14 protein-coding genes are annotated in these 15067 nt (G+C 52.6%); 10 read left to right on the top strand and 4 right to left on the bottom strand.

The window, feature by feature from the left end; genetic code table 11:
- Positions 1–124 precede the first annotated feature (124 nt).
- Complete coding sequence (gene rpiA / locus H0248_RS06990; protein WP_180785283.1) at positions 125–784, bottom strand: ribose-5-phosphate isomerase RpiA; 660 nt, start codon at positions 782–784, stop codon at positions 125–127.
- A 240-nt stretch (positions 785–1024) separates the two neighbouring features.
- Here rpiA and H0248_RS06985 point away from each other — a divergent pair, with 240 nt between their 5' ends.
- Entirely contained in the window at positions 1025–1918 is an 894-nt protein-coding gene (locus H0248_RS06985) for a LysR family transcriptional regulator ArgP (protein ID WP_015841813.1), read from the top strand.
- 119 nt (positions 1919–2037) lie between these two features.
- Here the strand turns inward: H0248_RS06985 and H0248_RS06980 are convergent, their stop codons facing one another.
- The 3 genes from H0248_RS06980 to H0248_RS06970 all read right to left on the bottom strand — a co-directional run bounded on the left by H0248_RS06980 (position 2038) and on the right by H0248_RS06970 (position 4552).
- Complete coding sequence (locus H0248_RS06980; RefSeq protein ID WP_180785396.1) at positions 2038–2763, bottom strand: oxidative stress defense protein; 726 nt, start codon at positions 2761–2763, stop codon at positions 2038–2040.
- Positions 2764–3015: 252 nt separating this feature from the next.
- A complete protein-coding gene (gene argO, locus H0248_RS06975) occupies positions 3016–3630 on the bottom strand; it encodes an arginine exporter ArgO (protein ID WP_180785282.1) in 615 nt (204 codons plus the stop codon).
- 103 nt (positions 3631–3733) lie between these two features.
- Positions 3734–4552 (bottom strand): IclR family transcriptional regulator, encoded by an 819-nt coding sequence (locus H0248_RS06970; RefSeq protein WP_180785281.1) that lies wholly within the window; start codon positions 4550–4552, stop codon positions 3734–3736.
- A gap of 466 nt (positions 4553–5018) precedes the next feature.
- On the opposite strand from H0248_RS06970, the gene H0248_RS06965 reads away from it, so the two are divergent.
- The 9 genes from H0248_RS06965 (at position 5019) to ulaD (ending at position 15067) form a co-directional block, all read left to right on the top strand.
- On the top strand, positions 5019–6548 hold the full coding sequence (locus H0248_RS06965; protein WP_180785280.1) for a sugar ABC transporter ATP-binding protein: 1530 nt from the start codon (positions 5019–5021) through the stop codon (positions 6546–6548).
- A gap of 87 nt (positions 6549–6635) precedes the next feature.
- Positions 6636–7703 (top strand): ABC transporter permease, encoded by a 1068-nt coding sequence (locus tag H0248_RS06960; RefSeq protein ID WP_180785279.1) that lies wholly within the window; start codon positions 6636–6638, stop codon positions 7701–7703.
- Between the two features lie 77 nt (positions 7704–7780).
- On the top strand, positions 7781–8881 hold the full coding sequence (locus H0248_RS06955; protein WP_180785278.1) for an ABC transporter substrate-binding protein: 1101 nt from the start codon (positions 7781–7783) through the stop codon (positions 8879–8881).
- A 14-nt stretch (positions 8882–8895) separates the two neighbouring features.
- On the top strand, positions 8896–9741 hold the full coding sequence (locus tag H0248_RS06950; protein ID WP_180785277.1) for an SMP-30/gluconolactonase/LRE family protein: 846 nt from the start codon (positions 8896–8898) through the stop codon (positions 9739–9741).
- A gap of 258 nt (positions 9742–9999) precedes the next feature.
- Positions 10000–10998 (top strand): 3-dehydro-L-gulonate 2-dehydrogenase, encoded by a 999-nt coding sequence (gene yiaK, locus H0248_RS06945; protein WP_180785276.1) that lies wholly within the window; start codon positions 10000–10002, stop codon positions 10996–10998.
- Between the two features lie 14 nt (positions 10999–11012).
- Positions 11013–11486: a YhcH/YjgK/YiaL family protein gene (locus H0248_RS06940; RefSeq protein ID WP_180785275.1), complete on the top strand. Its 474-nt coding sequence runs from the start codon at positions 11013–11015 to the stop codon at positions 11484–11486.
- Positions 11487–11607: 121 nt separating this feature from the next.
- Positions 11608–12909, top strand: coding sequence for an MFS transporter (locus H0248_RS06935; RefSeq protein WP_180785274.1), 1302 nt, complete (start codon positions 11608–11610; stop codon positions 12907–12909).
- On the top strand, positions 12909–14414 hold the full coding sequence (locus H0248_RS06930) for an FGGY-family carbohydrate kinase (protein ID WP_275898511.1): 1506 nt from the start codon (positions 12909–12911) through the stop codon (positions 14412–14414). The genes H0248_RS06935 and H0248_RS06930 overlap by 1 nt, the downstream gene beginning before the upstream one ends.
- Positions 14411–15067 (top strand): 3-keto-L-gulonate-6-phosphate decarboxylase UlaD, encoded by a 657-nt coding sequence (ulaD, locus tag H0248_RS06925; RefSeq protein ID WP_180785272.1) that lies wholly within the window; start codon positions 14411–14413, stop codon positions 15065–15067. The genes H0248_RS06930 and ulaD overlap by 4 nt, the downstream gene beginning before the upstream one ends.

Below are 15067 nucleotides of genomic sequence, written 5' to 3'. Positions count from 1 at the left end.
ATCGACGATAAATAAAATAAGAAAATGTGATATTAAGTACCAAAAATGAGCCGTTAACTAAATGGATTTTTTTAGCTAAAAAATTTCTGACGTGGGGGTTCACCACGCCAGAACGATCGCGCACTCATTTAACGACGGTTTTTACACCCTCAGCCGTACCGACTAACGCGACATCCGCACCGCGGTTGGCGAACAGCCCAACGGTTACGACACCAGGGATGCCATTAATGTGGTTTTCTACCGCGATCGCATCCATGATATTCAGGTTGTGTACATCCAGAATGACGTTGCCGTTATCCGTCAGTACGCCCTGACGATAGACTGGCTGCCCGCCCAACTTTGCCAGTTCACGCGCCACGTAAGACCGCGCCATCGGGATAACTTCAACCGGCAGCGGGAATTTACCCAGCACATCAACCTGTTTAGATGCATCGACAATGCAAATGAACTGGCGCGACAGTGCCGAAATAATTTTCTCACGGGTCAGCGCTGCACCACCGCCTTTGATCATCTGCATGTGGCCGTTGATCTCATCCGCGCCATCGACATAAACATCCAGCGAATCCACATCATTAGCGTCAAAAACGGGGATACCCAGACTTTTCAACTTTTCCGTTGAGGCATCCGAGCTGGAAACCGCGCCTTTGATTTGATGTTTGATCGAACCCAGCGCATCAATAAAGTGAGCTGCCGTCGATCCGGTTCCTACTCCCACAATGGTGTCGGGACGGACGTAGTCGAGCGCTGCCCATCCCACTGCTTTTTTCAGTTCATCTTGCGTCATAATCTGCTTCTGGCCTGTAGAATCGATATACGAAAACGTGTGCGTATTATAGAACATGCACGTTGGGGAAAGCGTGCAAATTCACTTCACCGCCGATGCATTATTTCATGCGTACCCTTTCACACCTACCGTGCTGAATCGTGATTGCACACAACAGCCAAAATAAGATTTCTGCATGGCAAATCTGCAAAATGTGGCATAGTGAAAAAAAACAGACTCATTCAGAGGATTTTGACTTTCATGAAACGCCCGGACTATCGAACGCTTCAGGCTCTGGATGCCGTCATCCGCGAGCGTGGTTTTGAACGCGCTGCCCAAAAACTGTGTATTACCCAATCTGCCGTTTCACAGCGTATTAAACAGTTGGAAAACCTGTTCGGCCAGCCGCTCTTAGTCAGAACCATCCCGCCTCGTCCTACGGAACAAGGGCAGAAACTGCTGGCTCTGCTTCATCAGGTCGAACTGCTGGAAGAAGAGTGGCTGGGCAATGAAACCAACAGCGATATCCCGCTGCTGCTGTCGCTGGCGGTGAACGCCGACAGTCTGGCAACCTGGCTGCTGCCTGCGTTACAACCGGTGCTGGTTGATTCGCCGATTCGGCTTAATTTGCAGGTAGAAGATGAAACGCGCACGCAGGAAAGGCTACGCCGGGGTGAAGTGGTCGGTGCGGTGAGTATTCAGTCCCAGCCGCTGCCAAGCTGTCTGGTAGATAAACTGGGTGCGCTGGACTATCTGTTTGTCGCATCGCCGACCTTTGCCGCCCGCTATTTCCCGAATGGCGTGACGCGCTCGGCGTTGCTGCGTGCACCGGCGGTCGCCTTCGACCATCTGGATGATATGCATCAGGCCTTTTTACAGCAGAATTTTGATTTGTCACCTGGCAGCGTTCCCTGCCACATCGTGAATTCGTCAGAAGCCTTTGTACAACTGGCTCGACAAGGTACGACCTGCTGCATGATCCCGCATCTGCAAATCGAGAAAGAACTGGCCAATAACGAGTTAGTCGATCTGACGCCGGGGCTGTTTCAGCGTCGGATGCTCTACTGGCACCGCTTTGCGCCGGAAAGCCGGATGATGAGAAAAGTGACGGACGCCCTGCTCGCACACGGCCATCAGGTACTGCGGCAGTCATAACGTACTGAGAAGATGAGATTGAAGTAGTGATACTGAAGTCATGATAAAAAACAACAGGCCTGACTAAGCAGGCCTGTTGTTTTCATCACGGTTTACACCACAATGGCTTAAGGTTCTCGCTACGGCGTGCGCTGCAACTCAAACACCACATCCACCTGATCGTCAAAGTGAATGGTTTGCTGTTCATAGGTTTGTGCCGCTTCAGTTTGCACCGCGGCATCTGCCGTTTTAAACATCCGTGCCATTGGCATCGGCTGATAGTTGGCAACGTGATAGCGAACGCTGTAGATCGGCCCCAGCTTGGCGTTAAAGCCCTGTGCCAGCGCTGCCGCCTGATTCGTCGCCTGCTCGATGGCTTTCTTACGCGCTTCATCACGATAGGTTTCTGGGTTAGCAACGCCTAATTCTACCGTGCGAATCTCATTCAGCCCCGATTTCAGCGCCCCATCCAGCAGCTCGTTCAGTTTGTCTAACTGGCGCAGCGTGACTTCCACCTGACGCACCGCACGATAACCTTTCAGCACCGAGCCACCGGTTTTCAGATAGTCATATTCTGGCTGCGTACGTAAATTGGCGGCATTAATATCTTTTTTCTCAATGCCATTTTTACCGAGAAAATCAAAATATTGTGCAACGCGAGCATCGACCTGCTTTTTCGCTTCCGCCGCATCCTTTGATGACACGCTCACTTCAATCGCCAGACGCGCGATATCCGGTGTCGCATCGACGCTGGATGTCCCTGAAGTCACGATATGTGGGCCATCCGGCAATTCCGCAGCCTGTGCGACTATCGACACACCGCCAAGTCCTATCGCAGCGGCCAACGCCAGTGCATTGAGCTTCATCATACCTCGCTTCACACTCTCTCCTTACTTATGTTTCGTCACGCATGCCGCTCGCAGATTACCTGTATCAATAGATCGTCGGTATCAATAGATTGTCCGTATCAATAGATTATCTGTGCCAACACGGTATCTTCCAGAATGAAAGAGACAAGACGGATTGCTTTACCGACCAACATAACGCATTACCAACTCCACACAATATAGGTGAATTTCTGAAACACAGCGTAAGGTGAGGTTATTTATTTCCAACCATCATTGCCAACCGTGACGCGCCAGTTGCAAGGCAATGCCCCACATCACGACACCGACAAAAAAGCTGATGACCCGCTGTACCCGTGGCGTGTTCAACCACGGCGCCAGCCAGGAGGCCAATAGCGCCAGCGCAAAGAACCAGGTGAAGGAAGCCGTCATCGTCCCCAGCGCAAACCAACTTCGGGCATCATCAGCAAACTGGCTCCCCAGACTCCCTAGCACCACAAAGGTATCCAGATAGACATGCGGATTCAGCCAGGTCACCGCCAGCATGGTAGCAATAATGCGCCAGCGGCTTTGTTTCATCACTTCGGCGCTGGCGAAGACAATATTCTTGCTGAAGGCCGTTTTCATCGCTCCCCAACCGAACCAGAGCAGGAACGCAACGCCGCCCCAGGTTACTGCCGCCAGCAATAGCGAAGACTGACTGAGCAATGCGCTGCCGCCAAAAATACCGGCGGTAATCAACACCATATCGCTCAAAGCACATAACAGCGCCACCATCAGGTGGTACTGCCGGCGAATTCCCTGATTCATCACAAACGCATTCTGCGGCCCCAAAGGCAAAATCATCGCCGCCCCCAACAAAACGCCCTGTAAATACACCGCCCACATACTTCTCTCCTACACCGTTTGTTGTTATCGCGGGGGGAGTGTATGGAAGCCAATTAGATAAGTGAAATTGAATATTCTAACGCTACATTAGCTAAGCTAATGTTCAACTGGGCGTGACAAAACCCAGCTCCAGAGAAATACGCTGCGCGGTCGCGATGACCGGCTTAATCAGCGATTTCATACCGATTTGCTGTAACTTGGCTGTTGGTAGCGATACCGAGACGGCATAAGGAACACGCTGCTGAATATCAAACACTGGCGCAGCAATACATGATACGCCAAGTTCATTTTCCTCACGATCCATCGCCAGCCCTTTCTGACGAATATCCTCCAGCTCTTCATACATCTTCGGCAGCTCGGTGATGGTATTGCACGTGAGAGGCTGGATAGTATTTTGATGAGTTTGCCAATAGTACGCAGGGTAATCGCTTTTACCATACGCCATAAAGATTTTTCCCATGGCGGAGCAATAAAGCGGCATGTGCTGGCCGATATAAGCACGGGTACGCATCATGCCCGTCGTCGGCTCCAATTTGTAGATCAGAATGACATGATCGTCTTCACGGCTGGAAAAGTTTACCGTCTCTCCCACTTCTAGGTTTAATTGCACCAGATGGGGCGATGCGACATGGATAATATTCAGCGAAGACAGTGCCTTCTGCCCAATAGAGATAAATTTGGTCGTCAGACGATAGCTGCCGGGTGAAGGTGCCTGCGTGACATAGCCACTGGTGTGCAATCCTTGTAGCAACCGGTGTACGGTGCTTTTGTTCATCCCCGCCAGCTCTGACAGATGGGCGAGTGGGCAACCGTTAGGAAAATTACTCAGAATTTCAATCAACTGCAAACCACGAAATAGACTCTGGCTCCCCAGCGGTTTCTCTTTTTGATCGTCTTTCTCATTAACAGCTTTCGGGCTCATAACTGATCTCCAGAATCGAGGGCTGGGCAGTGCTTGCGCAGAAATTGCTGCAACGCAGTGTGTCGCCGCCATCCATTTCTCTTAAGAATAGCGATGTTACCGCAAGGGCTGCATGAGGTGAAGTGGAACGCCGTTTCATTGTCGGCATGACACCCCGAATACGCAACCTTCCCGCTGTCCATGAAGTGAGCAGTACGTCACAAATACGAAACAACAAAAATAACTATTTGTTTTTAAAAGAAATTAAAAACCTCTTTGCCTTTGCTTTAGCGCAATCTTCGGTATATTGTTTTTGAAATCAAGTTTCGTATATTGAAATATATGGTTTATTAAAACATCAATGCATTGCTAATTTCGTTCCTGCCACACCACATTCAGGACGCTATCCGCTCTGAATTAATGGGAACAGGTTACTTACCGATTTTGCACCGCATCGCAGCGTGTGCTGAACACAAGGGCGCATCACATGAATCAAATCAATGCGGATCAACCCATACTTGCGCTTAGACACATTACTAAACGCTTTGGCGGTAACATTGCGGTTAATGATGTCAGCCTTCAGGTCATGCCGGGCGAGGTACTCGCGCTGCTGGGCGAAAATGGCGCGGGGAAATCGACAATTATTAAAGTTCTCGCGGGCGTCTACCCCCGCGATGGCGGTGATATTCAATTCCGTGGAACCAGCATAGCCTCAGCCGCAGCGATAAAAAGTGATGGCCTCCAGCCTATTGCGTTTATTCATCAGGATCTGGGGCTAATCGAGTGGATGACGGTGGCGGAAAACATGGCTCTGGTCATGGGGTTTCCACGCCGTTTTGGATTAATTGACTGGCGGGGGATCCGTAAGCGTGCCAGCCAGGCGTTACAGGATGTGGGGATCGCACTCGATCCCGATGCCCGCGTATTTGAACTCTCCCGTACAGAAAAATCACTACTCGCCATCGCACGAGCCGTCGCCGTTAATGCCGAGCTGCTGGTGCTGGATGAACCCACTGCTTCGCTTCCAGCAAACGATGTCCGCCATCTTTTTTCCGTGATTAACCGACTGCGTGCGAAAAAGGTTGGCATGATTTACGTCACTCACCGACTGGATGAAGTGATCGATATCGCCGATCGCGTCTGCGTTATGCGTGATGGTCGCTATGTTGCGGGCGGAAAAACGGCGGATTATTCGCTGCGCGACCTGGTGCAATTGATTGTGGGCGAAGCAATGCCTGGCGATCAGCGTGAACCCTTACCTGCCCCTTCCTCCCCCGTTCTCCAGGTAAAAAACGTCACCGTAGGCGATATCGGACCGGTCAGCTTTAGCCTACAACCAGGGGAAATGCTCGCACTGGCCGGTCTGCGCGGCGCGGGTCAGGAAGAAATTGGTCGTTTACTCTTCGGGCTACGTCAATGCGACAGCGGAGAAATTCAGTTTCGTGATGCACCTTACCACGCCAGTTCGCCGCAACAGGCGATGGCTCACGGCGTCTCGCTGGTCGCAGGCGATCGCACCAATGAAAGTCTGGTGATGTCGATGAGCGTACGCGAGAACCTCTTTATCAACCCCTGCGCCAGCGGACACACGCTCTTTTCCCGCTACAGCCGTCGCGAAGAGATAGGGGCAAGTTGGTGGAAAGTGCAACTGTTCGATGTCCGCCCCAAAAACGTCAATATCGACATTAGTGCACTGTCCGGCGGCAACCAACAGAAAGTGGTGATGGCACGCTGGATGCATCTCGGCGCACCGCTGCTGATCCTCGAAGATCCCACTGCGGGCGTTGATGTCGGTGCACGTGCCGAAATTTACCATCTATTAAATAAGTCACTGGCAGAGGGCGTCGCGGTGCTGGTTATCTCCAATGATTTCGAGGAGATCGCCCACATTTGCAACCGTGCGCTGGTTTTCAATCGAGGCAGTGTCGTCGGCGAACTCAAGAATCAGCAGGTCTCTTTCGCCAACTTATTGGAACTGGCGTCTGCCAGCGCGGGAGAAACCACGGCATCGGCCTGAATGACGCATTATTGCGCAGGCGAACTGAATCAGCAGTAAAAAAATTCAAACGCTCACACAGCCTCACCTGTTCGAAGGAAGAAAATAATGTCTAATAAAACATCAGTAAAATCAACGGCGCTAGAGCAACGCGTGAGTCTGGCACAAGATGGTACAGGCCCCTGGCTGATGCAAATTCTGACCCGCTATGGCCTGCTGCTGCTGTGCATCGCGCTGGTTATTCTATTTTCACTCGCCACGCCATCATTCGCTTCCATGTTGACGCTACAGGCCATCCTCTCCAGCAAAGCCAAAATCGCCCTGCTGGCACTGGCCGCGACCATTCCTATGATCGTCGGAAAAATCGATCTCAACGTCGGTTTCGGTATCGTGCTCTGGCACATTCTGGCAATTACGCTTCAAGTGGAATACGGCTTCTCATGGCAGATGGCCGTACTGGCAGTGCTGGTCATTTCCGCGCTATACGGCTTGCTCAACGGTATTCTGGTGGCATTGGCCGATATCGATAGCTTCGTCGCCACGCTGGGTTCTGGCACCGTACTGTACGCTATAGCCCTGTGGCACTCAGGCGGCCGCCAGATCGTCGGCGATCTGCCTGATGCCTTTATCGCTCTACACCATACCGAGATCGGTGGAATCCCTATCGTGGCTTTCTATGTCTTGCTTGTCGCGATCGTTTTATGGCTCGTTACTGAACATACGCCGCTTGGCCGCTGCATGTATGCCGTGGGCGGCAACCCAGCAGCAGCACGGCTCAATGGAATTTCCGTTAATCGTTTTACTATCGGTGCTTTCATCGTCTCAAGCGTATTGACAGGTTTTAGCGGCGTGTTAATCGCCGCAGAACAAGGTGTCGGGCAGGCCAGCGTCGGTATGGATTATCTCTTGCCCGCGCTGGTTGGTGCATTCCTTGGCAGTACTACACTTCGCCCCGGCCGAGTTAACGTCTGGGGAACAGTAATCGGTATCGCCATTCTTGCGATTGGCATCGCCGGTATCCAGCAATTTGGCGGCGAATTCTGGGTTGAACCCTTGTTTAACGGAGCCACACTGCTGCTTTCCATCACGCTGGCAGGCTATGCCCAGCGCCGTCGCTTACTGAATCAAAAAGCCGTACAACGCCGTCAGGCTGACACACCCGAGCGCCACCACTAGGAGTCTTCTTATCAAAAAAAGACGCCACCAGAAAACAATAACCATAACGTGACACATCCCTAACAGGAGTACCCCCTATGAAACGTTTATTGCTGTTATCAGGACTGACCACCATGTTATTAAGCAGCCAGTCAACGTGGGCTGACAGCTATCTCGATCAGGCAACGGCGGCCGTTGCAAAAGCGACTGCCAGCAGCACACAGTGGGATGGACCAACTCAGGGGCCGCGGTTGCAACCGAATAAGAAAATTATTTTTATTGCTTCCGACATGAAAAATGGCGGCGTTCAAGGCGTGCAACAAGGGCTAAGCGAAGCAGCCAAAGCCGCAGGCTGGAAGCTGGAAACGTTGGACGGCGGCGGCTCGGTCAAAGATCAGTTGGCTTCACTCAATCAGGCGATCGCTCAGAAGCCAGATGGCATTGTGATTGGCGGCTGGAACCCGAACGTTGCCAAAATCCCGCTCAAGAAAGCCATTCAGCAAGGCATTGTTCTGACGGCATGGCACGCCGTGCCCGAACCTGGCCCGCTGCCTAAATACGATATTTTCTACAACGTGACATCCGATTCAAATGACGTCGCCCGTATTGCTGCACAATACGCCGTCGTTAAATCAGGTGGAAAAGCCAATGTCTTAATCTTTACCGATTCGCTTTATCAAATCGCCCTTGATAAAGCCAACGTCATGAAAGACGAAATCAGTAAATGCAGCGGCTGCAAGGTAGTGGAATTCATCGATACACCGCTCGCCGATACCGCAAACCGCATGCCTGCCATGACGTTTAGTCTGTTGCAGAAATACGGCGACAGCTTCCAGTATTCGCTGGCCATTAACGACCTGTATTTTGATTTCATGGCTCCGTCATTAAAAACAGCAGGGAAAGGCGGTAAAAACGCACCATACAACATTTCGGCGGGCGATGGTTCCATCTCTGCCTATCAGCGTATTCGCTCCGGCGATAGCCAATCAGCCACCGTGCCTGAGCCTCTGAAGCTGCACGGCTGGCAGTTGCTGGATGAGTTTAACCGCGCCTTTGCCAAGCAACCACCTTCTGGCTATGTCACTCCGGCACATTTGGTGACCGCCGAAAACGTCGCGAACGATGGCGGTAATAACAACCTGTATGACCCGCAAAATGATTATCAGGGCCATTATCAGGCAATCTGGGGGGTGAAATAAGTGGAGAGCTCAACATGACACAACAACTTGAGCGTCTGTGTTCTCCCGCCATCTGGGCCGAAGGCCCAGTATGGTTGCCGCAACAGGATGCTGTGGTCTTTAGCGATGTTAAAGGAAACCGGATGTTTATCTGGTCACGTAATAGCGACGTCACGCTCTGGCGCTATCCATCCCACTACGCCAACGGCAATGCACTTGATGCGCAGGGACGCGTTGTAAGCTGCGAGCATGGCCGACGCGGTATCAGCCGTCGTGAGCACAATGGCGATATTCACATCCTGGTTGACCGCATTGACGGGAAACGCTTCAACTCGCCAAACGATGTGGCTATCCATAGCGACGGCACGATCTGGTTTACCGATCCGCCTTATGGCATTACCAGCGATGACGAAGGCTACAAATCAGAAAGTCAGGTCATTGGCTGTTATGTCTACTGCTTCGATCCGCGCGATGGCTCACTCAGCATCGCGGCCAGCGATCTCCAGCGCCCAAACGGGCTGGCCTTTTCGCCAGATGAAAAATATTTATATGTTGCAGACATGTCGATTATTGATTTCCCAACACTGGGTCGTCGCGATCTGCGAATTTATCCGGTGGAAGGAAAGCGTCTGGGAGCGGGACAGTTTTTTGCCCGCGTAGAACCAGGCGTTCCCGATGGCTTCTGTGTTGATCGCACTGGCAATCTGTTTTGTAGCTGCGCTGACGGCGTTCTGGTTTTTAGTCCCGAAGGTCATCAGATCGGCAAAATTGATGTACCGGAGTGCGTGTCCAACTGCACCATCGGTGGGCCAGAAGGGAATGAACTGTACATCACGGCAACAACGTCACTTTACCGTATCGGGGTAGAGTCGTACCGGTAAAACCGCGCGTATGGGGGGAGCTAACAGGGTGAGGCTCTCACCCTGATTTTTCACGTCTGTACTTCGCGAACTGACCAAAATGCGGTACCGATCACAAAGTTACCACATCAAAATAACCACCTGTTTTTAAATGAAAATTTAAAACACTCTCGTTTTGACTTCATGCAAGTACAGGTATAGCATTTATTTGAAATGCAATTTCGCATAATGAAATTTGACGAATAAAAAGCAACCTAATTATCGTCATGGAGACGCGTTATGAGAGTGAGTTACAACGACCTTAAACAACAGTTCAAACGTGTTTTACTGGCGCGCAATGTAGCGGAAGAAACCGCCGATGCCTGCGCGACGCTGTTCGCCGATACTTCAGTTGACGGCGTTTATTCTCACGGTGTAAACCGTTTCCCACGCTTTATTCAGCAGTTGGATGCTGGCGATATCGTACCCGATGCCGAACCCAGCAAACTGCTCTCACTCGGTGCTATCGAACAGTGGGATGCCCATCAGGGCATTGGTAACCTGACGGCTCGCCGTATGATGGATCGCGCTATGCAGTTGGCCGATGCGCACGGTATCGGTTTGGTGGCGCTGCGCAATGCTAACCACTGGATGCGTGGCGGAGGCTATGGCTGGCAGGCCGCCGAGAAAGGCTATATCGGTATTTGCTGGACTAACTCGATCGCCGTTATGCCACCATGGGGGGCAAAAACCTGCCGCATCGGTACTAATCCGCTGATCGTCGCCGTCCCCAGCAACCCAATCACCATGGTGGATATGTCGATGTCGATGTTTTCCTATGGCGCGCTAGAAATAAACCGATTGGCAGGCAAGACCTTACCCGTTGATGGTGGGTTCGACAACGACGGCAATTTTACCCGCGATCCGGCCATTATCGAGGAAAATCGACGCATCCTCCCAGCGGGCTACTGGAAAGGATCGGCACTGTCTATTGTGCTGGACATGATCGCCACCCTACTGTCCGGCGGCGCCTCCGTCGCAGAAGTCACAGAAGATCATCGCGACGAATACGGCGTATCACAGGTCTTCATCGCCATTGAGATCGATAGGTTGATCGACGGCAAAACCCGTGATGAAAAACTGAAACGCATAATGGATTACATCACCAGCGCCGAGCGGACCCAACCTGATGTCGCTATCCGTTTACCGGGCCATAAGTTTCCGCGTATCCGCGAAGAAAACTTGCGCGATGGTATCCCAGTTGATGAACGGGTGTGGGCACGCATTCAGGCGCTTTAACAAGGAGACGTCCCATGATCTTTGGTCATATCGACAATACCGTTTTTGGTCAGCACCCTGTACCCGTCGCCCGTGCGCTGGCCTACCTGCAAAAAACCGACTTCAGCGCCTTATCGGCTGGCCGCTACCTTGATGAAGAGACAGGCTATACCGTTCAGGTACTGGACCTACACACGCAGACTAAAAGTGACTTACGTCCCGAAGTCCATCGTCACAATATTGATGTGCAATTTTTAGTCAGCGGAACCGAACGGATCGGCGTGGTAACGGATAACGGCCGCAATCCGGTATACCAGGAATGGAACGAAGCACGCGACATCTTGTTCTATCAGGATGTTGATGACGAGTCCTGGCTGACCATGCATTCCGGCAACTTTGCCGTGTTCTTTCCTCAGGATGTGCATCGTCCGGCCTGCATTCACGAGCAGTCCTGCCCAATCCGCAAAGTAGTGGTGAAGATACCGATGGCACACTTTCACACTCCCTAATCGTTTCTGATTTTGCCATGTAACACGACACATGCCTGCGGGCATGTGCGGGGATCGCTACGCGTGAAAAAGCCCAAAGTGAAGCACGCCATGAACGCAACATGTTGAAGGGTAAAGTGATATGAATACAGCTACCGTTTCTTCTAGCCAGCCCACAGCGGCAAACACTCCTCGATTGCGCTGGTTGCGGATCGTTCCGCCCATTTTGATTACCTGCATTATTTCCTATATGGACCGAGTCAACATTGCCTTCGCTATGCCGGGCGGTATGGATGACGAACTGGGTATTACGGCATCAATGGCAGGACTCGCAGGCGGGATCTTCTTCATCGGCTATCTGTTTTTACAAGTGCCGGGCGGCAAACTCGCCGTACACGGCAACGGTAAAAAGTTTATCGGCTGGTCATTGCTGGCCTGGGCCGTCATTTCGGTGTTAACCGGTCTGGTGACCAATCAGTATCAGTTGCTGTTTTTGCGCTTTGCGCTGGGGGTATCTGAAGGCGGCATGCTCCCAGTGGTGCTCACCATGATCAGCAACTGGTTTCCCGATAAAGAGCGTGGCCGCGCCAACGCGATTGTTATCATGTTTGTGCCTATCGCCGGAATTTTGACCGCCCCGCTTTCTGGCTGGGTCATCACAACCTGGGATTGGCGCATGCTGTTTCTGGTTGAGGGAGGGTTCTCGCTGGTGGTTATGCTGCTGTGGTGGTTTACCATCAGCAACCGCCCGCAGGAAGCGAAATGGATTTCACAGGCAGAAAAAGATTATCTGATCAAAACGTTACAGGAAGAACAAGCAGCCCTGCAAGGAAAAACCGTCCGTAATGCCTCCCTAAGCCGAGTACTGCGCGAAAAGTTGATGTGGCAGCTAATCTTGGTAAATTTCTTTTACCAGACAGGCATTTACGGCTACACCCTGTGGTTACCCACTATTCTAAAAGGGCTAACCAACGGCAATATGGAACAGGTCGGCATGCTGGCTATTTTGCCTTATATCGGTGCGATCATCGGCATGTTCACGATCTCTTATCTGTCCGATAACTCAGGAAAGCGTAAAGTCTTCGTCGCATTACCGCTCGCCTGTTTTGCTATCTGCATGGCGCTGTCCGTCTTGCTCAAAAGCCATATCTGGTGGTCCTATGCCGCACTGGTCGGCTGTGGCGTCTTCATTCAGGCGGCTGCGGGCGTGTTCTGGACCATTCCTCCCAAGCTGTTTGATGCCGGCGTCGCTGGCGGCGCTCGCGGTGTCATTAACGCGCTCGGTAATCTCGGTGGTTTCTGCGGCCCCTATATGGTCGGCGTCCTGATTTCAGCCTTTAACAAAGACGTTGGTGTCTACAGTTTGGCCATCTCGCTGGCGATTGCTGCTGTACTGGCCATGATGCTACCACCGCGCTGCGATGAGTCTACGGAGGCAGCATGATGGACTATTTTCTGGGGCTCGACTGCGGCGGTACCTTTATCAAAGCAGGGATCTATGACATCACCGGAACAGAGTACGGCATCGCACGTCGTAATCTGCCAATTACCACACCGCAACCCGGTTGGGCTGAGCGCGACATGCACACCCTGTGGCAGACCGCTGCTGAGGTTATTCGCGAACTGCTGAGCAGAGCAGCACTCCCCGCCAGCGCCATTTCTGGCGTAGGGATCTCTGCCCAAGGTAAAGGGTTATTTTTGCTGGATAAACATGACAAGCCGCTAGGCAATGCGATGCTGTCATCCGATCAACGCGCACGTGAACAGGTTCTGGCATGGCAGCAGGCAGGGATACCGCAAGTGCTTTATCCTCAGACGCGGCAGACGCTGTGGACAGGCCATCCGGTTTCGCTACTACGGTGGCTTAAAGACCACCAGCCAACACGCTATGCACAAATCGGTACGTTGTTCATGGCACACGACTATCTGCGTTTTTGCCTGACCGGAAAACGGGCTTGTGAAGAAACCAATATCTCCGAATCCAATCTCTACAACATGGATACGGGCCGCTACGATCCAGAACTAGCAAAACAGCTCGGGATTGCAGAAATCATCGATGCTTTACCGCCGCTTATCGGTTCTGCTGATATCGCAGGCCAAATTACCCCAGAAGCGGCACAGCTCACCGGGCTACAGGCAGGAACCCCCGTCGTCGGCGGATTATTCGATGTGGTTTCTACCGCTCTGTGCGCAGGCCTTCAGGACGAAACCCGACTCAATGCTGTAATGGGAACATGGTCTGTTACCAGCGGCATCACCGACACGCTCGCTGATGGCTACGACCATCCTTTTGTGTATGGCCGCCATGCGGAAGCAGGCCGTTACATCGTGCATGAAGCCAGCCCTACGTCTGCCGCCAATCTGGAATGGTTCTGCCAACAATGGGGGCTGAGTGACGGTTTAGAGGTCGATTATGCTCAGATCAACCGCTGGGTTTCGGATCTGCCTAAAGCAGGCAGCCCCCTACTGTTTGTCCCGTTCTTGTATGGCTCCAACGCCGGATTAGGGCTCAGCGCCAGCTTCTACGGCCTGCAAGCGTTCCACCAGCGAGAGCACCTCGTTCAGGCCATTTACGAAGGCGTGGTGTTCTGCCACATGGCGCACCTGAATCGTATGCGTCAGCGCTTCCCTAACGTGGATGCGTTACGAATTACTGGTGGGCCTGCCAAGTCTCTCCCTTGGATGCAGATGTTCGCGGACATCAGCAGCCTGCCTGTCGAACTCCCACAGGTAGAAGAAACCGGCTGTCTTGGTGCGGCGATAGCGGCGATGGTCGGCAGCGGTGCCTTTAGCGATTTCACTGCCGCCCAGCGGGTGCTCTCACCACGCATTACACGCCTTACCCCAGATGAACACGTTCGCACAGCCTACGACAAAAAATACCAACACTATCAGGCGCTCGTCGACGCGTTAAAAGCGCTGCAACCCGCCGGTAAGGAGAAACCATGACAACGCAACCCCGCCTACAACTGGCGCTCGACCACACTCGACTGGATGCCGCCCTCACTACCGTGGAATTACTCCACCCTTATGTTGACATCATCGAGGCAGGCACCATTTTGTGCATCAGCGAAGGTATTCAGGCTGTCAGGCAACTGCGTGAGCGCTACCCTCACCATGTGCTGGTGGCAGATCTGAAAGTCGCTGACGCGGGCGCAACGCTGGCGGATCAAGCCTTTTCTCACGGCGCTAGCTGGATGACTGTGATCTGCGCAGCACCACTTCCCACCATGGCCAGTGCACTGGAAGTGGCTGAGCGTCATCGGGGAGAGATCCAAATTGAGCTATTCGGTCGCTGGACGTTGGAAGATGCCAAAACGTGGCGTGCACTAGGTATCAAACAGGCGATTTACCACCGTGGGCGCGATGCGCAGGCCAGCGGCCAAACCTGGGGCCAGCAGGATTTGGACACGATGAAAGCCCTCTCTGACCTCGGTATGGAACTGTCTATTACTGGGGGGATTACCCCTGCGGATCTGCCGCTATTCAGCGATATCGCCGTCACTGCATTCATTGCCGGACGAGCGTTGGCGGATGTACCTGACCCAGTCAACTCGGCTCGCCAATTCCGTGCCGCCATTGACGCCATCTGGAGGACTTAA

This window comes from Pectobacterium brasiliense, from assembly GCF_013449685.1.
Lineage (GTDB): Bacteria > Pseudomonadota > Gammaproteobacteria > Enterobacterales > Enterobacteriaceae > Pectobacterium > Pectobacterium brasiliense_A.
This window is presented reverse-complemented; position numbering and strand designations above follow the sequence as displayed.